The organism is Cryobacterium sp. SO2 (genome assembly GCF_026151165.2).
In the GTDB taxonomy this organism is placed as follows: Bacteria; Actinomycetota; Actinomycetes; order Actinomycetales; family Microbacteriaceae; genus Cryobacterium.
Map to the genome: position 1 here is coordinate 3,606,523 of NZ_CP117849.1, position 23,136 is coordinate 3,629,658.

The 23,136-nt window shown below is 69.6% G+C and carries 20 protein-coding genes; 7 read left to right on the forward strand and 13 right to left on the reverse strand.

The genetic code is table 11. The annotated features are described in order from the left end of the window. Positions 1 to 8: 8 nt before the first annotated feature. From BJQ94_RS16985 to BJQ94_RS16995, 3 genes are all read left to right on the forward strand, one after another. Positions 9 to 1,286: an Nramp family divalent metal transporter gene (locus tag BJQ94_RS16985; RefSeq protein WP_265399692.1), complete on the forward strand. Its 1,278-nt coding sequence runs from the start codon at positions 9 to 11 to the stop codon at positions 1,284 to 1,286. A gap of 25 nt (positions 1,287 to 1,311) precedes the next feature. Next, positions 1,312 to 1,956, forward strand: a complete 645-nt coding sequence (locus tag BJQ94_RS16990) for a metal-dependent transcriptional regulator (RefSeq protein ID WP_265399691.1) — start codon at positions 1,312 to 1,314, stop codon at positions 1,954 to 1,956. A gap of 128 nt (positions 1,957 to 2,084) precedes the next feature. Further along, positions 2,085 to 2,885 (forward strand): HAD-IIA family hydrolase, encoded by an 801-nt coding sequence (locus BJQ94_RS16995; protein WP_265399690.1) that lies wholly within the window; start codon positions 2,085 to 2,087, stop codon positions 2,883 to 2,885. A gap of 88 nt (positions 2,886 to 2,973) precedes the next feature. Here BJQ94_RS16995 and BJQ94_RS17000 read toward each other — a convergent pair whose 3' ends face one another. Then, entirely contained in the window at positions 2,974 to 5,106 is a 2,133-nt protein-coding gene (locus BJQ94_RS17000; protein ID WP_265399689.1) for a hypothetical protein, read from the reverse strand. Beyond that, entirely contained in the window at positions 5,106 to 5,654 is a 549-nt protein-coding gene (pyrE, locus tag BJQ94_RS17005; protein WP_265399688.1) for an orotate phosphoribosyltransferase, read from the reverse strand. Before pyrE ends, BJQ94_RS17000 begins: the two co-directional genes overlap by 1 nt. A 326-nt stretch (positions 5,655 to 5,980) precedes the next feature. On the opposite strand from pyrE, the gene BJQ94_RS17010 reads away from it, so the two are divergent. Further along, positions 5,981 to 6,907 carry a LysR family transcriptional regulator gene (locus BJQ94_RS17010; RefSeq protein WP_265399687.1) on the forward strand — a complete coding sequence of 309 codons (927 nt, stop codon included), beginning with the start codon at positions 5,981 to 5,983 and terminating at the stop codon, positions 6,905 to 6,907. Here BJQ94_RS17010 and BJQ94_RS17015 read toward each other — a convergent pair. Both BJQ94_RS17015 and BJQ94_RS17020 read right to left on the reverse strand, forming a co-directional pair. Continuing rightward, the gene (locus BJQ94_RS17015) at positions 6,904 to 7,176 is read right to left on the reverse strand and encodes a hypothetical protein (protein ID WP_265399686.1); all 273 of its coding nucleotides are present in this window, start codon (positions 7,174 to 7,176) and stop codon (positions 6,904 to 6,906) included. The genes BJQ94_RS17010 and BJQ94_RS17015 overlap by 4 nt on opposite strands. A 2-nt stretch (positions 7,177 to 7,178) precedes the next feature. Beyond that, positions 7,179 to 8,738: a LicD family protein gene (locus tag BJQ94_RS17020; RefSeq protein WP_265399685.1), complete on the reverse strand. Its 1,560-nt coding sequence runs from the start codon at positions 8,736 to 8,738 to the stop codon at positions 7,179 to 7,181. A gap of 171 nt (positions 8,739 to 8,909) precedes the next feature. On the opposite strand from BJQ94_RS17020, the gene BJQ94_RS17025 reads away from it, so the two are divergent. Beyond that, on the forward strand, positions 8,910 to 9,464 hold the full coding sequence (locus BJQ94_RS17025; protein WP_265399684.1) for a GNAT family N-acetyltransferase: 555 nt from the start codon (positions 8,910 to 8,912) through the stop codon (positions 9,462 to 9,464). Here BJQ94_RS17025 and BJQ94_RS17030 read toward each other — a convergent pair. Both BJQ94_RS17030 and nirD read right to left on the reverse strand, forming a co-directional pair. Then, complete coding sequence (locus tag BJQ94_RS17030; protein WP_265399683.1) at positions 9,461 to 10,237, reverse strand: CbiX/SirB N-terminal domain-containing protein; 777 nt, start codon at positions 10,235 to 10,237, stop codon at positions 9,461 to 9,463. The genes BJQ94_RS17025 and BJQ94_RS17030 overlap by 4 nt on opposite strands. After that, on the reverse strand, positions 10,234 to 10,638 hold the full coding sequence (gene nirD, locus BJQ94_RS17035) for a nitrite reductase small subunit NirD (RefSeq protein ID WP_265399682.1): 405 nt from the start codon (positions 10,636 to 10,638) through the stop codon (positions 10,234 to 10,236). The genes BJQ94_RS17030 and nirD overlap by 4 nt, the downstream gene beginning before the upstream one ends. A 196-nt stretch (positions 10,639 to 10,834) precedes the next feature. Between nirD and nirB the strand changes: the two genes are divergently transcribed. Both nirB and cobA read left to right on the forward strand, forming a co-directional pair. Next, on the forward strand, positions 10,835 to 13,486 hold the full coding sequence (gene nirB, locus BJQ94_RS17040) for a nitrite reductase large subunit NirB (RefSeq protein ID WP_265399681.1): 2,652 nt from the start codon (positions 10,835 to 10,837) through the stop codon (positions 13,484 to 13,486). A gap of 3 nt (positions 13,487 to 13,489) precedes the next feature. After that, entirely contained in the window at positions 13,490 to 14,605 is a 1,116-nt protein-coding gene (gene cobA / locus BJQ94_RS17045) for a uroporphyrinogen-III C-methyltransferase (RefSeq protein WP_265399680.1), read from the forward strand. A gap of 92 nt (positions 14,606 to 14,697) precedes the next feature. Here the strand turns inward: cobA and BJQ94_RS17050 are convergent, their stop codons facing one another. From BJQ94_RS17050 to BJQ94_RS17080, 7 genes are all read right to left on the reverse strand, one after another. Continuing rightward, positions 14,698 to 15,453 (reverse strand): hypothetical protein, encoded by a 756-nt coding sequence (locus BJQ94_RS17050; RefSeq protein WP_265399679.1) that lies wholly within the window; start codon positions 15,451 to 15,453, stop codon positions 14,698 to 14,700. Positions 15,454 to 15,672: 219 nt separating this feature from the next. Next, positions 15,673 to 16,977, reverse strand: a complete 1,305-nt coding sequence (locus BJQ94_RS17055; protein ID WP_265399678.1) for a sugar ABC transporter permease — start codon at positions 16,975 to 16,977, stop codon at positions 15,673 to 15,675. Then, on the reverse strand, positions 16,974 to 17,840 hold the full coding sequence (locus BJQ94_RS17060; protein WP_265399677.1) for an ATP-binding cassette domain-containing protein: 867 nt from the start codon (positions 17,838 to 17,840) through the stop codon (positions 16,974 to 16,976). The genes BJQ94_RS17055 and BJQ94_RS17060 overlap by 4 nt, the downstream gene beginning before the upstream one ends. A 120-nt stretch (positions 17,841 to 17,960) precedes the next feature. After that, on the reverse strand, positions 17,961 to 19,046 hold the full coding sequence (locus BJQ94_RS17065; protein WP_265399676.1) for a substrate-binding domain-containing protein: 1,086 nt from the start codon (positions 19,044 to 19,046) through the stop codon (positions 17,961 to 17,963). An 80-nt stretch (positions 19,047 to 19,126) separates the two neighbouring features. Next, positions 19,127 to 20,416, reverse strand: coding sequence for an ROK family transcriptional regulator (locus BJQ94_RS17070; protein ID WP_265399675.1), 1,290 nt, complete (start codon positions 20,414 to 20,416; stop codon positions 19,127 to 19,129). 100 nt (positions 20,417 to 20,516) lie between these two features. Next, positions 20,517 to 21,185, reverse strand: coding sequence for a hypothetical protein (locus tag BJQ94_RS17075; RefSeq protein WP_265399674.1), 669 nt, complete (start codon positions 21,183 to 21,185; stop codon positions 20,517 to 20,519). A gap of 57 nt (positions 21,186 to 21,242) precedes the next feature. Then, the gene (locus BJQ94_RS17080) at positions 21,243 to 23,093 is read right to left on the reverse strand and encodes a glycoside hydrolase family 15 protein (RefSeq protein WP_265399673.1); all 1,851 of its coding nucleotides are present in this window, start codon (positions 23,091 to 23,093) and stop codon (positions 21,243 to 21,245) included. Positions 23,094 to 23,136: the final 43 nt, after the last annotated feature.

Consider the following 23,136-nt stretch of genomic DNA (forward strand, 5'->3'; position numbering starts at 1 on the left):
ATTTAGGCATGCCTCAAATTGATGCCCCGGGCGCCGCCGTTCAGCAGCCCGACCTGCCCACCGCGCGTGGCGTGGCATCCACCCGCCTGCTCTGGCTGCTGGGACCGGCCCTTGTGGCGGGGGTGGCGTACCTCGACCCCGGCAACGTGGCCAGCAATATGACCGCCGGCGCGCGGTACGGCTACCTGCTGGTGTGGGTGGTCGTGGCCGGCAACCTGATGGCCTGGCTGATCCAGTACCTCTCGGCCAAACTCGGCATCGTCACCGGCACCAGCCTGCCCGAGGTGCTCGGCGTGCGCCTGCGCCGGCCTACCTCCCGGCGGCTCTACTGGATTCAGGCCGAGCTGGTGGCGATGGCCACCGACCTGGCCGAGATCATCGGCGGCGCCGTGGCGCTGAACCTGCTCTTCGGCCTGCCGCTGCTGGCCGGCGGTGTGATCACCGGAGTCATCTCGATGATCGTGCTCACCGTGCAGACCCGCCGCGGCCCGCGGGTCTTCGAACGGGTCATCGTGGCGCTGCTGCTGATCATCACGGTGGGGTTCGCCGCCGGGGTGTTCTTTGCACCGCCGGATGCCGGAGGCGTCATCGACGGTCTCGTGCCGCGTTTCCAGGGTGCGGACTCCGTGCTGCTGGCGGCGTCCATCCTCGGTGCCACGATCATGCCGCACGCCATCTACGCGCACTCGGCGCTCACCAGGGACCGCTTCCCGATGCAGGAAGGACCGGCCGCCACCCGCCGCCTGCTCTGGGCCACCAAGTGGGATGTGACCATCGCGATGGCCATCGCCGGCACCGTCAATCTGGCCATCCTGCTGCTCGCGGCCTCTGCACTGCAGGGCGTGCCCGGCACCGACTCCCTCGAGGGCGCCTACGCGGCACTCGCGAGCACGCTCGGACCGGTGGTGGCCACAGTGTTCGCGATCGGCCTGCTGGCCTCCGGCCTCGCCTCCACCTCGGTGGGCGCCTACGCCGGCGCCGAGATCATGCACGGCTTGCTCAAGGTGCGTGTACCGCTGCTGCTGCGCCGGGTGGTCACACTCATTCCGGCCCTGCTGATCCTCGGCATCGGCTTCGACCCCACCCAGGCCCTCGTGCTGAGCCAGGTCGTGTTGTCCTTCGGCATCCCGTTCGCCCTCATCCCGCTGGTCTGGCTCACCGCGCAGAAGGGCCTGCTGGGCGACTTCGCCAACCGCTGGTTCACCACGGCGACCGGCGCACTCGCGGCGGTGCTCCTGGTGACCCTCAACGCCGTGCTGCTCGTGCTGGTCTTCACCGCACCGTGACCCGCCCGGTTACCCTGAGTAGGCCATGAAACCCACCACACCCGCCGCCGAGGACTACCTCAAGACGATCTACGCGCACACCGAGTGGCAGTCGGAGCCGATCACGCCCAAGGCCCTCGCCACCCGGCTGGGCATCGCGCCGTCGTCGGTGACGGAGATGGTGAAGAAATTGGCCGCCGGCGGCTTCATCGCCCACGTGCCGTACGGCCCGCTCACTCTCACCCCCGCAGGCCGGCTGCGTGCCACCGCCGTGGTGCGCCGGCATCGTCTGATCGAAACCTGGCTCGTCCGCGAGCTCGGCTACGCCTGGGACGAGGTGCACGACGAGGCCGAGGTGCTTGAGCACTCCATCTCCGACCGGCTGCTCGAGGCGATCGACACCCACCTGGGCCACCCGAAGGCCGATCCGCACGGCGATCTCATTCCCGCCGCCGACGGGTCCACCGACCAGGTGCCGTCGATCCTGCTCGCGGATGCGCCGCCCGGCCACGCCGGAACCGTGCTGAGGGTCAGCGACCGCGACCCGGCCGTGCTGCGCTCCCTTGCCGACGCTGGCATCGGCCCGGGCAGCCACCTCACGGTGCTCGACGCGGCTACCGTGCTGCTGCCCGCGGGGGCGCCGCATCCGTTCTCGCCCGACGTGGCGGTGGCGGTCTGGCTCACCAGCTGAGTGCTGCCCGAGCAGCGCAGATGAGTGCACCTCCCGGGTGCCGGTGGGAAACCTCGCCCCGATAGTCTGGGGGCGGCAGCGTGTTCCCTTAGCTGCCCACAACGGCGTCCCCCAAGAAGGAGCGTGTCATGAGAACCCGTGACGAGATCGAATGCTGGCTCACCGACATGGACGGCGTCCTGGTGCATGAGAACCAGGCACTGCCCGGAGCCGCCGAACTTCTGCAGCAGTGGACCGACGCGGGCACGCCGTTCCTGGTGCTGACCAACAACTCGATCTTCACGCCGCGCGACCTGTCGGCCCGCCTGCGCTCGTCGGGCCTCAACGTGCCCGAGGAGCGCATCTGGACCTCGGCGCTGGCCACGGCCGACTTCCTCAAGCAGCAAAGCCCCGGCGGCACGGCGTTCGTGATCGGCGAGGTGGGCCTCACGACCGCGCTGCACGAGGCCGGCTTCATCATGACCGAGACCAACCCGGACTACGTGGTGGTGGGCGAGACCCGCAACTACTCCTTCGAGGCCATCACCAAGGCCATCCGTCTGCTGCTCAAGGGCGCACGCTTCATCGTCACCAACCCGGATGCGACCGGCCCGAGCGCCGAGGGACCGATGCCGGCCACCGGCGCGATCGCCGCGCTCATCACCAAGGCCACCGGCATGGAGCCGTACGTGGTGGGCAAGCCCAACCCGATGATGTTCCGCTCGGCGATGAACCGCATCGGCGCGCACTCGGAGAACACCGGCATGATCGGCGACCGGATGGACACCGACATCGTGGCCGGCATCGAGGCCGGGTTGCACACCGTGCTCGTGCTCACGGGCATCAGCGACCCCGCAGAGGTCGCCCGCTACCCGTTCCGCCCCGACGAGATCCTGGACGGCGTGCACCAGCTGCTCCACGTCGGGCCCATCGAGTCCGACGAGATCTAGGCCCAACATCCTCGCGACCCGTGAGAAAAGCCCCGAAAACCGGAGTTTTTCGGGGCCCAACTCACGGCTCGCGGGTGGTGGTGGCTGATTAGGCGACTGGGGCGAGGCTCGCGGTGAGCGGCTCACCGGAGGAGCGGCTCGCGAAGCAGTAGAAGTACCGGTCGCCGGCGTCCCACTGCTCGGCCGTGACCGGGTAGCTACCCTGCAGCTGCACATCGTCGTAGGCTCCGGCGGCCGCGAAGTCGATCACTCCTGGGGCGCTGCAGAGCACGTTGATCTGGTCGGCGAAGGCCTGCTCGCCGGGGAACTCCGAGCCGCTCTCCCCCTCGAGAATGCCGCGGTAGACCAGCTGCGCGGTGTGCGGAGTGGCGCAGTCGACGACCGTGAACTCCTCGTCCCACGGTGACGTGTACGGCTCCAGGCATTCGGTGCCGAACATGGTGTCCCAGGCGTGCACACCAACGGGCTGCGGAGCGGTGGGAGCTGGCGTCGGCGTGGGCGTGGGAGTCGGTGTGGCGCTCTCGGCCGCCGACTCGGTGGCAGTCGGTGCGGCCACCGGCGTGCCGCCGAGGCCCTGGCCGAGGAAGAACAGTCCGATGATCACGAGCACGGCGAGGACGGCTCCGCCGGCCCAGGCGAGAGTGCGCCTCGACGGACGGCGGGGCGGGCCGCCGGCCGTGAAGGAGCTGCGCTTGGGTGCAGCGGCGTCAGCGTCGGCGGCGTCCTCCGGGATGAGCCCGGATGCGTGTGCGTCGGCTGCCGAGGTGGCACCGGCGGCAGCTGCGGGGCCGGCCACGGGAGGCAGAGCGGCAGGCACGGCCGAAGCGGGCGGGCGGGCGCCCTCGTCACCGGTCGATGGCGCGACATGCGCCGCGCGCGGCGCCACCACCGGTGCCGGTGCGCCAGCGGCTGCAGCGGCAGCGGCAGCGGCAGCGGCAGCGGAGCCGGCGGCGGAGCGGGGCGGGGTGCCCAGCGGGCTGGGCGCGGTGCGGCGCCGGACGGCGTCCGCCTCTTCTTCGTCTGTGGGCACGAGCCGGGACTGCGCCGGCGTCGTCCACCACGGGGCAGGCTCAGGGTCGGCCGCCAAACGGCGGGGTGCGGCCGGTGCCTTGGTGAGCGGCTCGACCGGTTCTGCGCCGGGGACCGACGCCGCGGCGACGGGCGACGGCACGGCCGGCTCGGGTGCCGTGGTCGGCTCCGCTGCCGCAGCCGGGACGGCGGTGGGCGGTGCCACGGCGGGCGGTACGGCGGCGGTTGGTGCGGGTGCCGACGGCACGACGGCGGCTTCATCGCTGGCCGGGGTGGTGTCTGCGGAGGCAGGTACGGCTGCGGCGGTTTCGGCAGCCTGCGCCCGACGGGCCTCAACAACCGGGTCGGGCTCGATCGTGGGCGTCAGGCCCCAACGGAAGCCGGTGGACGCAGGTTCGGGCGTGCTCGACTCGGCTTCCGGCTCGTCGGCGATCGGCACGGCAGCACGCTCTGCTTCGGCGCGGTCGGCGTCGGCACGGTCTGCGTCGGCACGTTCCGCCGCACTGCGGTCGGCTTCCGCACGCGCGAGTTCAGCCTGCTCGGCTGCACGACGGTCGGCTTCCCGCCGCTCGGTCTCGGCACGCTCGGCATCCGCACGCTCAGCATCCGCACGCTCAGCGGCAACACGGGCGGCCTCGGCACGCTCGGTCTCCGCGCGCTCGGCGGCAACCCGGGCGATCTCGGCCCGCTCGGCTTCGGCCCTGGCAGTCTCGGCTCGTTCAGCCTCAGCACGCACAGTCTCGGCGCGCTCGGCCTCGACACGTTCGGTCTCGACGCGCTCGGCCTCGGCACGCTCTGCGGCTACCCGGGCGGTCTCGGCGCGCTCGACTTCGGCCCGCTCGGCGGCGGCGCGGATGGCGATGGTGCGTTCCGCATCGGCCCGCTCGGCTTCGACGCGGTCGGCCTCGGCCCGCTCGGCTTCAACACGCTCGGCACGGGTGGGGTAGCTGTCGGCCGGTGCCGGCGGCGCCGGTTCGTCCTGGGGTGCAGCGGGGGGAACCACGGGCATCACGACGGTCGGGGCCGGCTCGACGCCGGCATCCGGTTCGACCGCGGTCGCGGGAGCGGCCGCCTCAGCGGGCTGCTCCGGCTCGTCGGTCTCGCCGTCGGTCTCATCGTCGTCGCTCAGCTGCGAAGCGAGCCAGTCGATGCCGAGGTCGTCCTCGTCGTGTCCGCCCTGCTGATCCGGCATCAGCTCAGTCCCAGGTCCTCGAGTCCGATGGCCGCGTAGTACGGGTAGCCCGCGCCTTCGATGACCTCGCGGGCGCCGGTGTTGCGGTCGACGACCACGGCCACGCCGGCGATGATCGCTCCGACCTTGAGCAGCGCCTCGATGGCCGCGAGCGGCGAGCCGCCGGTGGTCGAGGTGTCTTCGAGCACGATGACCCGCTTACCGACGAGGTCCGGGCCCTCGACCTGACGGCCGCGGCCGTGGTCCTTGGGCTCCTTGCGCACGACGAAAGCGTCGTAGGCCAGGCCGCGTGCGGCACCCTGGTGCAGGATCGCGGTGGCGACGGGGTCTGCGCCCATGGTCATGCCGCCGACGGCCACGACGTCCGGAATGTCTTTGATGAGGTCGAGCATGACCTGACCGATCAGCGGGGCGACCCGGTGGTCCAGGCTGACCTTGCGGAGATCCACATAATACGTGGCCTTCTTGCCGCTGGTGAGAGTGAAGTCACCGTGGAAGACGGCCTCGGCCGAGATGTGGTCGATGAGCTGCTTGCGTGTATCCGTCACAGAGCTACTTTAGGCCAATTGCCCGCCAGGAGTCCCGCGCGCGATACGGTCAGGCGCGGGACGGAGGGGATTAGAAGCTGCGAACGAACTTCTTCTCGGCGATGCGGCCGTAGCCGTCCTTGTTCACGGCGACGACGGTTCCGGCGATGGAGCCAGCAGCGACAAGGGAGATGAGGATCATGAAAACGAACACGGTCGTGCCTTTCGAAGGAAGTGGATGGCCGTGTCACAGCGGGCGTGTGCCCCGTAACCGACTCTCTTATCAGACCACCAACAACTTTTCAGCACAATCACATAGTTCTGCAGTGACTATGTAGTCTGGCTACATGGATGTGCAACGTCTCGAACTGCTCCGCGAACTGGCCGAACGCGGCAGCGTGACCGCCGTGGCGCTGGCCACGCACCGCACTCCTTCTGCGGTCTCGCAGCAGCTCAAAGTGCTCGAACGCGAGGCCGGTTTGCCCCTCACCGAACGCAGCGGGCGGGGTCTCGTCCTCACGGATGCAGGCCGCGCGTTGGCCGCGAGCGCCACCGATATCGCGGTTGCCCTGGAGCGCGCCACGGCGGTCTGGGACACCTTCCGCAACCGGGCCACCGGTGATGTGAGCCTGGTCACCTTCCCCACCGCCGGGCAGATGCTGCTGCCCGGCGCGCTGCAGGATCTCGCCGGCCACGACGGCCTCGCGGTGCACTGCACCGACATGGACCCGGAGCTCAGCGACTTCCCCGCGCTCACCTCCGAATACGACATCGTGCTCGCGCACAGTATGCGCGGCCAGCACACCTGGGGCGGGCGCGGGCTCACCTCGGTGCCGCTGATGACGGAACCGCTCGACGTAGGCCTCCCGGCCGACCACCGGCTGGCCGGCCGGGTTTCGCTCGGGGCGAGCGACGTGGTGGGCGAGACCTGGGTGGGTGTGCCGGTGGGCTATGCCTTCGAACGCGTCCTGCACGACATCGAACTGCAGACCGGCGGCCGGGCGCGAGTGACGCAGCGATTCGCCGACATCCGGCTGATCGAGTCGTTCATCATGGCCGGGCTCGGCATCGCACTCGTGCCCCGGTACACCTCCAGCGGCAACAAGCCCGGCCGCATGGTGCTCAAGCCGCTGCGCGGACTCGACGCCGAGCGGCAGATCGTGGCGCTGATGCGCCCCGACCGGGCCGAGCGCCTGGCGGTGCGCACCGTCGTTGAGGCTCTCCGCGCCCGGGCCACCCAGGTGCAGGCCGAGCACGCGGCCGCTGCGGGCTAGTTGGTCTGGTCGGCGTGCAGCAGGGGCAGGGCGCCCACCCGGGTCACCACGAGGTCGGTGAGCTCGGCGATGCGCAGCGAATCCCTCCGCAGCTCGTCGATGGCGTACTCGAGTTCGGCGAACTCGGCCACCCTGGCCTCGAGCCGCTCAGCCCTGGCAACGAGACCCGGCAGGCTCTCGCCCTGCCGGCGCAGGGTGGCCAGGTCTTCCAGGGAGCGCATCGTCTCCGGCGCGAGCCGACGGACGAGGGAGGCAACGAGTGTCTTCACGGTCACAACAGTGGTCCTCTTCTTACAACGATGGCGGTGGCCGGATTCCGGTCTGCCAGGGGGTCGACCCGGATCGATACGATCCGCAGGTCGGATTCGGTGGCCGCCAGAGCGCGGAACTGCTCCACGGTGAGGTGCCAGGTGGTGGGGTCGTCGACGCTGAACCCGTCGGCCATCACGGTGGGAAAGCTCACATGCCATTCGCCTGAGCGCCCGAGCAGGTGCCGCACCATGGTCACGAGGCCCGGACGGGCTTCGATCGTGAGCACATGCAACAGGTTGGCGGACAGGATCCGCACGGGCGATTTCGACTGAGCCTCTCGCAGGGCGAGGGCGAGGGTCTGGCGCCGGTCGCCCAGGTCGAGCCGGCAGAGTTCCACCCGCGGATGCGTGGAGCCCAACCGGGTGCCGGCGGCGACGGCGGCCGAGCGGGAGAAGTCGATGCCGACCACCCGATGTCCGCGGCTGGCCAGATGGGCCAGGTCGTCGCCCCGGCCGTGCCCGAGTTCGAAGATGGTGGCATCCGCCGGGGCGCCCGCCAGGAGCCCCTCGGCGAGCGCGGACGGCGCCGCAACGCGGTCGCCGCGGTCGGAGTAGTACTCGTCCCAGAAGTCCAGGTGCTGATTGAGGTTGCCGAACCAGTTGATGTACCGGCGTGCGGCGGAGGCCGGGGTGACGAACCGGTGCCCGGTGTCCGGCACCCGCCAGCCGGGGCCGTAGTTGGCCTCGAGCCAGGGCTCCGGCGGGTTGGGCGCGGGGAACTCCCACCCGGCCAGGCGAACAGGCCGCAGGTCGTCGAAGATCTCGGGCGGCAGGGCCGCGCGCACGTGGAACGGCTGCATGAACATGCCGTCGCGGTAGAAACCGCCGAACACGTCAACGTGGAACCCCGCTCCCTCCCCGCTGAGGAACAGGATCTGCAGTTGGGTGGCGCTGTACCTGATGACAGTGTGGCCGGCGGACTCGAGGAAGCGCTGCAGCGCGAAACTCTCCAGCGCCGCATCCACCGGGTTGGTGTGCGCGCTGACGTAGCCGAGGTCGGCGTCGTCGTCGTGCGGCATGAGCGCCCCCGAACGCACTGCGCCCAGCAGCGTGCCGCCCATCAGCCACGGCTTGAGGCCGAACTCGGTGATCTGCGCGATCACCTGGCGGGTGTGCCTGAGCAGGCTGGTGATCATCGCCTCCGAGGCGTCGCCGAAGGTGATCGACCGGTGGCCCCACTTGTTCAGCACCACCGGATGACCGGTGTCGTCCACAAAACGTAAGGCGCCGGAGTCCGGTTCCAGCTCCGCCGCCACGTGCGCGCGGGCGATCTCGGCGCCGGTGTCCGAATAGTGCAGCGACAGCTCGCCGGACCCGGCCAGGGTGGAGCCGAAGGCCGGCGGCAGCCGATAGCGCACGGGGACGGCGCGGGGCGAACGGTGCGACAGCGCGGCCGGGTCTGTGCTCGTGTCTGGGCTGAGGGTCGCGACCCGCCGATCGGACACCCGGATCTCGACGGCACGGGAGACGTCGACGTCTGTGTGGACATCGAGAAGTGCCTGAGCGAGATGGAGCTTCATCGTTGGTGCTCTCTGGCGTGTTGGAGCCGGGTGAAATGTTCACCCAATGTTGCCGCGCCAGCTTTCAACCAGTTACCTTAGCGTTTTCTGAGTGTGTTCACAGGCTTTTCTGGCCCGCCGCGAAGCAGGATTTACACGGCCGACTCACGGGCCGCCGGTTAGGCTGACCGGATGCCTGACATCGAGTGGACACTCTGCTGGGAGGCAGATCTGTCCGCGGAGCACCACACCGCGCTGGCCGCGCTGTTCGCACGGTATTACCCGAACGACCACGCCACCTTCACCGGCGCCCGCAGCTGGATGGGCGCTCGCCCTGAGGCCCGCGTGATCGGCTTCGACGACGGCCGCCCGGTCGCGCACCTCGGCTTCGTGCGGCGGATGCTGCGCCTCGAGTCCGGCGGTTCGCAGCTGGTCGGCGACGTGGGCCTGGTCGGTGTCGACCCCGACTACCAGGGCACCGGGCTCGGCCGCCGGCTCCTGGCCGAGGCGGCGGCGGCCCTGGGGTCTCAGGGCCTGCCGTTCGGTTTCCTCACCTGCGCGCCGGCCGTTGTGGGGTTTTACGCCACGGGTGGCTGGCAGCAGGCGCTGGGCCAGGTGACCCGCATGATCGATACCGAGCTGCGCCCGGAGACGTACACGGGCCCCGCCCTTGTACTGCCGGTGACGGCGCCCTTCAGCGCGTGGCCGACCGGGCAGACGATCATCCGTGACGGCCTCGAGGTCTAGCGAGTCTCGCGCCGGCGGGCGGCGGGCGGGAGGGCCGAGACGGCCGTGCGGTAGCGGTCGATGACGATGTCGACGAGTGCGGCGGGCGGCTCCTCGCCCTCCACCAGCAGGGCAGCGCTGACCACATCCGCGCCGGCCTCGCGGGCCAGACCGGCGAAGGTCCCTGGCGCCAGGAGGTAACTGGCCACGACCACCCGGGCCGCCGGGGATTCCCGGCGAACGGCGGCAACGGCATCCGCCAGTCTCGGCTGCGCGGCCGCGATGAACGCCACGGTCACCAGTCGCGCCAGGATCGCCGCGAGCTGTTCGCCCGCGGTGACGCAGTCGGCCACGGCATTCGCGTCGCTGGATCCCGCCGCGGCCAGCACCACGCGGTCGTCCGCGCCCAGGCCGCTCTGCACAAGCCGGTCGGCGAGGATGCGCGCCAGGCGCTCATCGGGGCCGAGGGCGTCGGTGACGACCACAGGTCGCGGTCGGGCGCCGGTCACCGCATCGGCCAGGTCGACCCGCACGTGATACCCGGCGGAGATCAGCAGCGGAACGATGACGGCGGCCCGGCCGGGCTCCGCGGCCGCCAGGCAGTGCGGCACGTCGGGCTGCTGCACGTCGACGAACGCGCCCACGACGGGCACGACCGACGTGGTTGCAGCCAGCCGCCGACTCACCGCGTCGACCAGAGCGAGCACGGCGTGTTGGGCAGGGGCGCTCCGGGAACCGTGAGAGGCGGCCAGCAGTACCGGTGCGGCCTCCGTCGCCGGCCCGGCGATCATCATGCTGCGGCGGTCGCGGCGGCCCGATCGTCGGCGCTGAGCCTCACCTGCACGACACCGGCCTCTACCCGCACGGCGAAGGTGGCGAGCGTGAAGTCGGGGGTACTGAAACACTCGCCGGTGCCGAGGTCGTAGACCTGCTTGTGCAGCGGTGACGTGAGCGTGTCCCTGTCGCCGTGCGAGCCGACGATTCCGCGGCACATCACGAACGATCCGGTGGCCGGATCCTGGTTGGACACGGCGTAGACGGTGCCGCTGGGCATCCGCACCAGGGCGAGCTGCTCACCGTCGACCAGCGCGGCTTCGGCCCAGAGCGGTTCCAGTTGGGTGAGCTCGCACACGCTCGCCCAGCCGGTGGCCGCGTCGACCCGGCGTGTGGCGGTGGTGCCTTCGGTGTTCAGCATGGTGCCCCTCGAGTTTTCGGCACCGGACCCGGGGGTCGGCGCCATCCAAGGGTACCCAGACCACCTCACCTTTCGATGGGACCAAGGACTCTCCTCAGCGGCGCCTGTACCTGACTGAATAGACAGACGCTACAAAGGTCGGCGCGATGCCGAATGCGGCGTCATGCGGCCGAACCCGATCTCGAGAGGTGCCGCGATGACACTGAACACCCCCCAGCAGCCCCGCCGCGTGCTCGTGATCGGCGGCGGCCCAGCTGCGCACCGGTTCGCCGAGGCGATGGATGCCCGCGCCCGCGCCGCCGGCGACGCCGCGCGCCCCGTTGACGTCACCGTCATCGGCGAAGAGGTGCACCTCCCGTACGACAGGGTCTCCCTCTCGCACCGCCTCGGCGGCCCCGAAGATCTCACCCTCGGCGACCCGGCCTTCTGGCAGTCCGAGACCATGCACTACCGCGGCGGCAGCCGCGTCACCGCCTTGGACGCCGCGGCCCAGACCGTCACCCTCGAGACCGGCGATGTTCTCGGCTACGACGACCTGGTCTTCGCCACCGGTTCGAGCGCCTTCGTGCCGCCGGTTCCCGGCGCCGGGAGCGGTGTGGTCTATCGCACGATCGAAGACGTTGACTACCTCGTCAGCGAGACCGCCCGACTGAAGGCCAAGTTCGGTCGCCCCGCGAATGTCACCGTGATCGGCGGCGGGCTGCTCGGCCTCGAGGCCGCCGGCGGTGTGCAGCGCCTCGGCGCGAACACCACAATCGTGGATGGCGCCACCTGGTTGATGCCCACCCAGCTGGACCAGGGCGCCGGCATGGCCCTCGGCCGACTCATCGACGCGCAGGGCATCCGGCTTGAGCTGGGCCACCGACCCACCGAAATCCTCGTAGCGGAGACCGGGCAGGTTCTCGGCCTCACCCTCGATGACGATCGTCAGATCAACGCCGACCTGATCGTCTGGTCCATCGGCATCCGAGCGCGCGACGAACTCGCCCGCGCTGCGGGTCTGGAGATCGGCCCGCGCGGCGGCATCGTGATCGGCGACGACTGTGCCAGCTCGGTGCCCGGCATCTGGGCGATCGGCGAGGTCGCCAGCGTCGACGGCCGTTGCATCGGTCTCGTCGCCCCGGCGAACGCCATGGCCGAGGTCGTCGCCGACAGGCTGAACGGCGGCCAGGCCGTGTTCCCCGGCATCGACGACGCCACCAAGCTCAAGCTCTCCGGTGTGGAGGTGGCCAGCTTCGGCGACGCCTTCGGCACCGGTGACCGGGCCCTCGAGGTGGTCTACGCCGACCCCGCCCGCGGGCTGTACCAGAAGGTCGTCGTCTCCAGCGATGCCAAGACCCTGCTCGGCGGCATCTTCGTCGGCGACGCGTCACCGTACCTGTCGCTGCGCCCGCTGCTCGGCCGCGAGCTGCCCACCGAACCCGGCGCCTACCTCTCCGCCTCCGGCGCCGAGCTTCCCTCCAGCTCGGACATGCCCGATGACGCCCAGTTGTGTTCCTGCAACGACGTGTCCTTCGGCACAGTGCGTGCGGCCATCCGCGGCGACCACGGCGACCCGGTCACCGAGCTGGGTGCGTTGAAGGCGTGCACGCGGGCCGGCACCCAGTGCGGCTCCTGCGTTCCGCTGCTCAAGAAGGTTCTCGAAACCGAACTCACCAATGCCGGCCTCGAGGTGTCGAAAGCGCTCTGCGAGCACATCTCGATCAGCCGCAGCGAACTCTTCGAGTCGGTGCGGGTGCTGCAGCTGAGCTCGTTCGACCAGATCATGGACCGCTTCGGCACCGGCCTCGGCTGCGACGTCTGCAAGCCCACCATCGCCTCCATCCTCGCCTCGCAGTCCTCGGCGTACATCCTGGATGCCGGCCGCGGCGGCCTGCAGGACACCAACGACCGGGCGCTCGCGAACATGCAGAAGGACGGCAGCTATTCGGTGGTCCCCCGCATCCCCGGCGGTGAGATCACCCCGGAGAAGCTCATCGCCATCGGCCAGGTGGCCGCCGAATTCAACCTGTACACCAAGATCACCGGCGGGCAGCGGATCGCCCTTTTCGGTGCCCGTCTCGACCAGCTGCCCGACATCTGGCGCACCCTGGTGGATGCCGGATTCGAATCCGGCCAGGCCTACGGCAAGAGCCTGCGCACCGCGAAGTCCTGCGTCGGCTCGGCTTGGTGCCGGTTCGGGGTGCAGGATTCCGTGGCGCTGGCGATCATGCTGGAGAACCGCTATCGCGGGCTGCGAGCGCCGCACAAGTTCAAGTTCGGGGTCTCCGGATGCGCCCGCGAGTGCGCGGAGGCCCGCGCCAAGGACATCGGCGTCATCGCCACCGAGCTCGGCTGGAACCTCTATGTCGGCGGCAACGGCGGTTTCCAGCCTGTGCACGCCGTGCTCCTCGCCAAGGACCTCGACGAGGACACCCTGGTGAAGTACATCGACCGCTACCTGATGTATTACATCCGCACCGCCGACCGGGTGCAGCGCACCGCGCGCTGGCAGGAAGACCTCGAGGGTGGCATCGACCACGTGTACGACGTGGTCGTGAACGACTCCCTGGGTATCGCCGCCGACCTCGAGGCCGCCATGGCCGCGCACATCGACGTCTTTGAAGACGAGTGGGCGGCCACCCTGGCCGATCCGGAGCGACTTCGTCGGTTCCGGCCGTTCGTGAACGCCGACACCCCCGACCCTTCGCTCCTCCAGGTGATCGACCGTGGACAGCCGCGACCCGCTCGGCCGGAGGAGCGCGACGGCTCCAGCGCCGCCGGACCGGTGCACCTGGCCGGACTCACGATCCCGGTGCGCCGGGATGGCGCCGAGGTTCCGGTGGCCGCGGCGACCGGCGCGGAGTAGCCCGTGGCGTTGGGCCTCGAGTACGCGGGAAAGCGAGTTCTCGTGGTGGGCGGTGCCCGGGCGGCCCGGCGCATTCTCGCGCGCTATCTGGCCGTCGGCGCAACCGTGCACCACGTGCCCGAGCCCAGCCCCGTTACCGGCGCCGTCGCTCCGGTCGCTCCGATCGCTACGGCGATGCCCGGGGTGCTCAGCCCGGTCTTTCCCCGGTCGATCGGCTCCTGGGGTGCGCTCATCGCCGCCGTGGACCTGGTCGTGGTCGTCGAGGCCAGCCCGCAGCTCGATGCCGTCATCGCCGCGGCCTGCGCCCGGCACCGCACCTGGTTGACCAGGGAGAGTGCGGCATCGACCTCCCCGATCGGGTCGGTCACGCTCGTCGGCGGCGGTCCCGGCCTGGAGAAGTTGCTCACGGTCGGCGCCCTGGCGGCGCTGAACGCCGCCGACATCGTCTACTACGACAGGCTCGGCCCCACCGACAGGCTCGATGTCTGGGCGCCGGGCGCCGAGCACGTCGATGTCGGCAAGGCTCCGGGGCACCACGCCATTCCCCAACGCGCCACCGAGCGGATGCTGGTGGCGTCGGCTCTGGCCGGCCTCACCGTTGTACGGCTCAAGGGCGGAGACCCGTTCGTGTTCGGCCGAGGCGGCGAAGAAGTGCTCGCCTGCCGTGCTGCCGGTGTACCGGTCTCCGTGATCTCGGGAGTGACGAGCGCGATCGCCGTGCCGGCCGCGGCGGGCATCCCGGTCACCCATCGCGACATCAGTCGTCTGTTCACCGTGATCTCCGGTCACGCCCCGATCAGCGACTCCGAGCTGACCCACCTGATCGGCCTCGACGGCACGATCGTGGTGCTGATGGGCATCGGTACCCTGCAGCAGTTGGTTGCGGGACTGGCCCGTCTCGGGATGCGGACGGACATGCCCGTGGCGATCGTGGAACGCGGCTTCGCGCACGACCAGCGCACCACGGTCGGCCGGCTGGACACGATCGGCGCCCTCGCCTCCACGGCCGGGGTGCGCTCCCCCGCAGTCGTGGTGATCGGCGAGGTGGTGGCCCTGGCCGGTCACGGCGACGACGCCGCCGCCGACATCATGCGTGAGGCCGCGACCCTGGCTTCCTAGGCCAGCACACCCAGCGGCCGAGCCGTCGACTTACCGCAAAACACCCCATCCCGGGCGCTGAAGCGGCACTTTGCGGCAAGTCAGCGCAGGGGTCAGCCGCCGTAGCTAGAGGTGATCGCCAGGCCGGAGCCGTTGTTGCTGCAGACGTCCGACACGATTGTGCCCGCCGCATCCAGCTCGGTCGGCGAGCGCTGCTCGAGGAAGTAGCCGGGCACCACGACCGGCGAGGAGATCCCCTCCACCAGGGCGGGCACCTGTAGGGCGATCAGCCCGGTGGCGGTGTCCTGCAACTGGGTGACAATGTCCGTGGCCTCGTCGATCTGCACGCGCCAATCCTCGGCGCTCACCTCACCGCGCTGGTACCCCTGATCGGCGTTCAGGTACAGGCTCATGAACTCCGACAGCTGCGCGCAGGCGTCGGTGATGAGCGGATCGGGGGTGAAAACATCGGTGCTGAACTCACCCGTCAGCGCGTAGTGCGCGTCGGCGGGCAGCAGGATCGACAGTTGCATCAGACTGCCGTCCTGCACCGGCAGCAAGTAGGTTCGCACTCCCTGACAGCCGCCGGACCGGTCATTCTCCATCGCCGAACTGGTGGTGAGGGTGAAGTTGCCGCCCAGGCAGGTGAACTGCACCCGAAGGGATGCGGCGCCGTCTGGCACCTCGATCCTCTTGTCGATGGGCCCGATGCCGGCAAACTCGATGGTCGTCCAGTCCGCGGTTTTCACAGTCTCGGCGCTCTCGGTGGGGGCGGCCGTCGGCGATGCAGTGGTGCACGCCGTCAGCGCGAGGGTCACACCGAGCAGGCCGGCCGCCACCGTGCCCCAGCCTGATTTCGAACGACGCATGTTTCCCCCATCCGGCGCCCGCACGGCGCCCGCACGACCCCCGTGCACGCCCGACTCTACCGAGTGCGCCGGGCGCGGGCACGCCCCACTGCGGGGAGCAGCAGTGTGGGGAGCCACATGCCAAAGACGGTGATTCCGCCACCGTCCGGCTGCGTGGCCGGGGTGAGCGAGAACCACGGTCTTCTCTGCCGCCTCCGCCCGGCCCCGGGCGGGAGGCGGTCAGGCTCTACCGTGCGATACCCGGGTGCGACGCGACAGGGAGTCGACGATGACCGCGAGCAGCAGCACCGCACCGGTGATCATGTACCGGATCGACGAGTCCAGGTTGAGCAGGGTGAGGCCGCTGGAGATCGACTGGATCACCAGGATGCCGAGTAGGGCGGAGAACGCGCTTCCGCGGCCGCCGAAGAGGCTGGCGCCGCCGATCACCGCTGCGGCGATGGCGTTGAGGTTGGTGTCGCCGCCGCCCGAGCCCTGGTTGGCCGCCGCCAGCCGGCCCGCGGCGAGGATGCCGCCGAGGGCCGCGAAGGTGGAGCAGAGCACGAACACGGTGAGATACACCCGGGTGACGTTGATGCCGGAGCGGCGGGCAGCCTCGACGTTGCCGCCGACCGCGTAGACCGACCGGCCCCAGCGGGTGCGGGTGAGGAAGAAGTTCATCACCACGACGAGCACCAGGAACAGCAGGAACATCGCGCCGACCCCACGGGTCTGGTTGAGGTACCAGGTGGGCACCCCAAGCACCAGGAGCAGGAACACGCTGCGCACGATGATCGACGAGGTCGGCACGGCCGACAGCTCGGCCGCGGCCCGGCGGTTGGCGGTGAGGAACAGTTGCGCGGCGTAGGCCAGCACGGTGAGCACCACGAGCAGGTACGACGCCCAGTCGGGCAGGAACCACTGCTGGCAGAACTGCACGATCCAGGAGTCGAACGGGATGTTGATCGACCCTGTCGAGCCGAGCACCCACAACTGCAGGCCCAGGAATCCCAGCAGGCCGGCCAGGGTGATCACGAAGCTCGGCACCCCGAACCGGGTGTAGAGGAAACCGTAAAGCAGTCCGACGGCCACACCCGCCAGCAGGGAGGCCAGCAGGGACACCGGCAGGGGCCAGCCCATGTTGACGAAGCTCACGGCGAGGATGGCGGCCGACAGACCGCTGACCGACCCGACCGACAGGTCGATCTCGCCGAGCAGCAGCACGAGCACGATGCCGATGGAGATGGTGCCGACGGCCGCGCACTGCAGGGTGAGGTTGACCAGGTTGGTGCTGGAGAGGAAGTTGGGGTTGAGCAGCGAGAAGGCCACCCAGATCACGATCAGGCCGATCACGACGGGCAGCGAACCGATGTCGCCGGAGCGCACGCGCTTGCCGAACGCGCGCACAGTACCGCCGATGCCGTGCGGCTGGATCAGGCGTTCGTCCTGCAGGTCGGCCGCCACGGCAGCCAACCGCACGGTCTCCGTGGGTGGGGCCGCGCCCTCGGGGCTGGCGGGCGGCGGGGTCGACGTCGGTGTGGTCATGGCCGTTCCTCCTTGCGCAGTGCGGTGTCGGGGGCGGCGCCTGCCGCGGTCACTGCGGCGGCGTCGGCGGTGTCCACCCGCGCCTGGGCCCGTCGGGTCACGGCGTTGTCGGTGGCGCCGGTGATGGCCGCGATGATGTCTTCGTAGGTGACGTCGGCCACGCGGAACTCGCCGTTGTTGCGACCCAGGCGCAGCACCACGATTCGGTCGGCGACGGCCTGCACATCCGCCATGTTGTGGCTGATGAGCACCACGGCCAGGCCGCGTTCACGCAACCGTTCGATCAGGTTGAGCACCTCGGCCGTCTGGGCGACGCCCAGGGCGGCGGTGGGTTCGTCGAGGATGACGATGCGCGGTTCGCCGATCAGCGACCGGGCGATCGCCACGGTCTGCCGTTGCCCGCCGGAGAGGGAAGCGACGGGGATGCGCACCGAGGGGATGCGAGCGGAGAGCTGACGGAGCAGGCCCCAGGAGCGTTTCTCCATCTCCACCTCGTTGATGGTGGCCCGCCCGAGCTCGTGACCCAGGAACAGGTTGGCTACAACGTCGAGGTTGTCGCAGAGCGCCAGATCCTGGTACACGGTCGCGATCCCCAGATTGTTGGAGTCGGCCGGATTGTTGATAGAGACGGCCTTCCCATCGTGGCTGATCGTGCCGCCGTCCTGCGGGTGCACACCCGCCAGGATCTTGATGAGGGTGGACTTGCCGGCACCGTTGTCGCCGACGAGGGCCACAACCTCTCCGCTGTAGATGTCGAGGTCGATGTCGGTGAGCGCCTGCACGGCGCCGAAGTTCTTGTCGATTCCGCGCAGCGACAGCACCAGGTCACTGGTGGGCGCATCCGGGGTGGAAAGCACAGCCATTGTGATTCCTCTGCTCGAGATGAGAGCCGGCCGGGTACCGAATCGTGGGTAGGGTGCCCCGGCCGGCCGTTTCGTAGCTATTCAGTTGTCGGCGCCTGCGGAGCCGTCCACCGTTTGCGATTACTGCAATCCGGCCGCAGCGCACGCGTCGGCGTACTGGGCGGTGCAGATCTCGTCGACGGTGTAGAAACCGTCGTCGATCACGGTTTCCTGGATGTTGTCGACGGTCACCACCACCGGCGTCAGCAGCGTGGACGGGATGTCCTGGAACGTGGTGTCAGGCTCCGGGGTGTTGCCCTGGGCCAGCTGGTCGGCGATTTCCGCCGCCTTCTCGGCCTCGAGCTTGATCGCCTTGTAGACGGTCATGAACTGGTCGCCGGCGACGATGCGCTGGATGGCGGCGAGTTCGGCGTCCTGACCGGTGACAGGAGGCCACGGTGACACTCCGGCGGCCTTCGCAGCGGCAATCGCACCGCCGGCCGTTCCGTCGTTCGCCGCGTACATGCCGGAGATCTCCGTGCCGAACTGAGTGATCTGACCGGCTGCCCACTCCTGGGCCTTGTCCGGACTCCAGTCCGGAGTGTCGTATTCGGCAAGGATCGGGATGCCGCTCGGATCGATCACCGAGTGTGCGCCCTTCTTGAATTCGGCCGCGTTGGCGTCGGTGGGCGAACCGTTGATCATGATCAGGCCCGTGGTGGTGTTGTCCTGCTTGAGTTTGTCGACCAGCGCCGTGCCCTGCAGCACACCCACCTGCTCATTGTCGAAGGAGATGTAGTAGCTGACCTTGTCGCTCTTGATCAGGCGGTCATAAGAGATCACCGGCACATCCTGCGCTGCCGCGGATTCGGCGATGCTGGCCGCTGCCGCGCCGTCGACCGGGTCGAGTACGAGAACCTCGACACCCTCGGTGAGGGCCGATTCCGCCTGTTGCTGCTGCTTGGCGGCATCCTGGTCGGCGTTGGCGTAGATCACCTCGTAGTTGCCCAGGGAGGTGAGCTTGTCTTCGAAGAGCGGCCGGTCGAAGCTTTCGTAGCGGGTGGTCTTGGATTCGGGAAGGAGCAGGCCGATCTTGATGGTGTCGCCGGAACTTCCTCCATCTGAGCTGGAGGAGTCGGAGCCGGACGATGTGCACGCGGTCAGAGCGCCTGTGGTTGCGATCAGTGCGATCGCCAGGAGCGCGAACCTCTTCCTGGGTTTTCTCATGATGTGCCTCCTACTGTGACCACCCTCGTTGGCGGTGTAACGAGCATGGCCCCGGTGCCAAATGCCGTCAAGGCTTGAACTCAAGAGGCCAAACCGCCCCTTTCGGGCGATATTTCGTCGCTCGGCGCGGGCGGCACGGTGCTGATTCCGGGCAGGATGTCGGGGGCAGGGCCGCCGGCCACCGAGCGGCCGATGTCGTCGGGGCGGCCCGCCACGATCTGCGCCCGATCGATGGCGAAGAGCACCGCGCCGAGCACCTCGGCCCGTTCGCCCAGCTCGCCCTTGACCACGTCGGGAACCCCGGAGGCGGTGGCCAGGGTGGAGCGTTCGAGCGCGTGCCGCAGCGGGCTGAGCAGCATCTCGCCGGCCTCGGCGAGCTCGCCGCCGACCACGATCCGGTGCGGGTCGACGAGGTTGCTCAGGCCAGCCAGCGCGATGCCCAGGTGTCGGCCGGCGTCGGCGATCACCCGGCGGGCCCTGGCCTCTCCCGCGTCGGCACGCAGCACGATGTCGCGCAGCTTCACGTCACCGTGACTGCCCGGGAATTTCGCGGCCAGCGCGGACGCCCCCACCAGGGTCTCCAGGCAGCCCCGGTTGCCGCACCGGCAGACCAGGCCCTGCTCGTCGAGGGTGAGGTGGCCGATCTCGCCGGCCTTGCCGCTGCCGCCCCGGTAGACCCGCCCGTCCACGATCAGCCCGGCGCCCACGCCGTGCGACACCCGCAGGTACGCGGCCTGGCGAATGCCCTGGGCGGCGCCCATGCGGTACTCGCCGAGGGCGCCGAGGTTGGCCTCGTTGTCGACGAACACCGGCCGGTGCAGCCGCGCCTCGAGTTCCTCGGCCACGGGCACCCCGTCCCAGCCGCGCAGCAGGCCGGGAGTGGCGATGATGCCGGTGCGCGGGTCGACCGGCGCGGCCAGCCCCACCCCCACCGCGAGCACCTCGTCGAGGCCGGCGCCCACCGATTCGGCCATGTCCTGGATGAGCAGCATCACCCTGTCGAGTTCACTGTCGGCGCGGTGGTCACGGGCCAGCGGCAGCATCCGCTCGGCCAGCACCTGATGGCCGGCGTCGGCAAGGGCCAGCCGCAGCTGCCGGTTGGATACGTGCAGGCCCACCACCAGGCCCATCTCCCTGGCCAGGGTCACCCGCACCGCCCGGCGGCCGCTGCGCGAGGTGGGGGTGGTGGCCAGCACGCCGGCGGCGGCCTGTTCCTTGACGATGTTGGAGACCGTGGCCGGCGACAACCCGGTGACCCCGGCCAGTTCCACCTGGGTGAGGGCGCCGTGGTGGGTGATCGCGTCGACGATGCGCGCGCGATTGGCCTCTCGCAGGGACGACTGCGACCCGGGATTGCGGCGACTGCTCACACCCCACACGATAGTGCCGTGCACGGCCGGGAAGTCAAACGGAAAACAGGTCAGCGGTGGAGCGCCCGCACCTGGCTGGTTTCATCGGCCACCCGCGCTCTCAGCGAGGGGCGACCTGACCGAGCCAGCCGGTCATGCGTTTCTGGGCGGCGCTGGTGCTGAGCTCGCCGCGGATCTCAGGGTGCTTCCAGTAGTAGGTGAGCGCAATCAGGATCAGGACCGGGGAGGCGCCAAGGATCTGGGCGTTCAGGTCGACGTGCGTCTCGGCATACCTCACCCGCACAACCGGGATCTGCGCCCTCCTGGGGTTCTCGGGGTTCGTGAACACGGCCCCGATCGACGTCACGGCCTCCCACGGAACGTCTGCGTCACCCCCGGTGAAGCGAAGCGCGATGCCGGAGGCCCCGATGCCCAACCCGTGCAGGTGCGGCCAGCCGGTGCGTGTGCCGTACGAGACGAGGGACATGAGGGCGGCCCAACCGAAGAACAGTGCGCCGACGCCCAGAACAATGAGCGGGAAGAGGACGTAGCCGACGTCGGCCCCGGCCACGCCGATCATCCCGAACAATCCCCAGAGGCAGATCGCGGTGATCACGACGTACGTGGCCACCAGCCGCCACGGCACCGGCCGGAGCTTGGCGAAATACAACCACTGATCCGGCGGTGGGGTGGACGACTTCGCGAACGCGAACGCGTTGACAAGCACCAACGGCTTCCGGGACGCGGTGCGGGGAAGCCAATCCCCGGGCAGGTCGTAGGTCTGGGTCACCCCTGTGACGCTAGCGAGTTATTCGTTCGCGCGTGCGGCGGCACCGCTTCCGGCGGCTCAGCGGCGGCCGCCCTTGGCGTCCCGCGCGTCCAGGCGCTCGTTCAACGTGATGGCCGCGTCGATGAGCGCGAGGTGGGTGAACGCTTGCGGGAAGTTGCCGATCTGGTCACCGGTCGGTGCGATCTCCTCCGCGTACAGCCCGAGGTGGTTGGCGTAGGTCAGCATCTTCTCGAACGTGAACCGCGCGTCGGCGAGCCGGTCGGCTCGGGCGAGCGCGTCGACGTAGAGGAAGCTGCAGAGGGAGAAGGTGCCCTCCGACCCCCGCAGCCCGTCGGGAGACGCCGCCGGGTCGTACCGATAGACCAGGCTGTCAGACACGAGTTCCCTCTCGATCGCCCGCATGGTGTCCAGCCACATCGGATCTTGCGGCGCGATGAAGCCAACCTGCGGCATCTTGAGCAGGGAGGTGTCGAGAACCGGCTCCCCGTACTGCTGAACAAACGCGCGACGCTCCTCGCTCCAGCCCTTCGCCATGATCTGGTTGTAGATCGCGTCGCGCTCCGCGATCCACCGGGTCAGCGGCGCGGGTCGGCCGTACGCGGTGGCGAGCCGGATGGCGCGGTCGAACGCGACCCAGCACATCAGGCGCCCGTAGGTGAAGTCCTTCCGCCCGCCGCGGGTCTCCCAGATGCCCTCCTCCGGTTGGTCCCAGTGGTCGGCGAGCCAGTCGAGCAACCGGCCGATGCCCAACCAGCCGGCCTGGCCGATCTGGATGCCGGCCCGGTCGGCGTTGTAGACGGCCTCCATCGCTTCCCCGTAGATATCGAGCTGGAGTTGTTCGGCGGCGCCGTTGCCGACCCGCACCGGATAAGAGCCGCGGTATCCCTCCCAGTCCGCGAGGATCTCCTCGGACAGGTTCGGGTCGCCGTCGATCCGGTACATGATGTTCAGCGGGCCGGAGTCGCTGCCCCGCGGTTCGGCCACCCGGTCGCGAAGCCATCGGCCGAACGCGGCGGCCTCGGTGGAGAAGCCCATCCGCACCAGCGTGTTCACGGAGAAGGACGCATCCCGCACCCAGGTGAAGCGGTAGTCCCAGTTGCGTTCCCCGCCGATCTGTTCCGGAAGGCCCGCGGTCGGCGCGGCGACGAGGCCACCGGTCGGTGCGTAGGTCAACAGTTTGAGGGTGATGGCCGACCGCTGCAGTTCCTCGCGCCAGCGACCCACGTAGGTCGACTGCCCAACCCAGTTCTGCCAGTAGCTGGCGGTGTCGTCGAACAGTCGCTGGGCCTCGGCCACGGGGACGGCCCGGGGAGTGGGGTCGCCGCCGGTTTCGAGGATGACGCCGCGCATCTCCCCCTCCGTCAGGCTCAGCGTGAACCGCAGGTCGCCCTCCTCCGACGGCTGCACCCGTCCGCGCCGCTCCTCGCCCTGGTCGCGGATGAGGCTGATCGTCAGCGTGGTGTCGCCGGCCACAAACGCGGCGCCGTCGTCGGTGACGGTCGTCTGGTGGGTCTGCCGGCCGTAGTCGAACCGGGGAGCGATCTCGACGTCGAACGTGATCGCACCCCGCACGCAGCGCATCCCCCGGAGGAGGCGATGATGGCCGCTGGGTGTTTCGGAGGTCACCGGCATGAAGTCGATCACCTCGCCCACTCCGTTCTCGGTGAGGAAGCGGGTGATCAGGATCGCCGTGTCGGGGAAGTAGAGCTGTTTCGTCTCGAACGCGTCGACCTGCGGATGCGCGCTGAAATGCCCACCCTTCGCGTGATCCAGCAGCGAGGCGAAGATGCTCGGGGAGTCGAACCGCGGGCTGCAGAACCAGTCGATGGTGCCGTCCGTCGACACCAACGCCGTGGTCTGCAAGTCTCCGATCAGGCCGTGGTCGGCGATCGAGGGGTAGCTCTTCATGGGGTCGTCCTCTCTTCTTCCACGGCTGCTCCCGCAGGCGTGA

Coding starts and splice junctions, on each gene's coding strand:
- BJQ94_RS17020 (WP_265399685.1), bottom strand. CDS start 8,738: ATGAAGCTCCATCTCGCTCAGGCACTTCTCGATGTCCACACAGACGTC.
- BJQ94_RS17050 (WP_265399679.1), bottom strand. CDS start 15,453: ATGCGTCGTTCGAAATCAGGCTGGGGCACGGTGGCGGCCGGCCTGCTC.
- BJQ94_RS17055 (WP_265399678.1), bottom strand. CDS start 16,977: ATGACCACACCGACGTCGACCCCGCCGCCCGCCAGCCCCGAGGGCGCG.
- BJQ94_RS16985 (WP_265399692.1), top strand. CDS start 9: ATGCCTCAAATTGATGCCCCGGGCGCCGCCGTTCAGCAGCCCGACCTG.
- BJQ94_RS16990 (WP_265399691.1), top strand. CDS start 1,312: ATGAAACCCACCACACCCGCCGCCGAGGACTACCTCAAGACGATCTAC.
- BJQ94_RS17000 (WP_265399689.1), bottom strand. CDS start 5,106: ATGCCGGATCAGCAGGGCGGACACGACGAGGACGACCTCGGCATCGAC.
- BJQ94_RS17080 (WP_265399673.1), bottom strand. CDS start 23,093: ATGAAGAGCTACCCCTCGATCGCCGACCACGGCCTGATCGGAGACTTG.
- BJQ94_RS17065 (WP_265399676.1), bottom strand. CDS start 19,046: ATGAGAAAACCCAGGAAGAGGTTCGCGCTCCTGGCGATCGCACTGATC.
- BJQ94_RS17010 (WP_265399687.1), top strand. CDS start 5,981: ATGGATGTGCAACGTCTCGAACTGCTCCGCGAACTGGCCGAACGCGGC.
- nirB (WP_265399681.1), top strand. CDS start 10,835: ATGACACTGAACACCCCCCAGCAGCCCCGCCGCGTGCTCGTGATCGGC.
- BJQ94_RS17060 (WP_265399677.1), bottom strand. CDS start 17,840: ATGGCTGTGCTTTCCACCCCGGATGCGCCCACCAGTGACCTGGTGCTG.
- BJQ94_RS16995 (WP_265399690.1), top strand. CDS start 2,085: ATGAGAACCCGTGACGAGATCGAATGCTGGCTCACCGACATGGACGGC.
- nirD (WP_265399682.1), bottom strand. CDS start 10,638: ATGCTGAACACCGAAGGCACCACCGCCACACGCCGGGTCGACGCGGCC.
- BJQ94_RS17030 (WP_265399683.1), bottom strand. CDS start 10,237: ATGATGATCGCCGGGCCGGCGACGGAGGCCGCACCGGTACTGCTGGCC.
- BJQ94_RS17025 (WP_265399684.1), top strand. CDS start 8,910: ATGCCTGACATCGAGTGGACACTCTGCTGGGAGGCAGATCTGTCCGCG.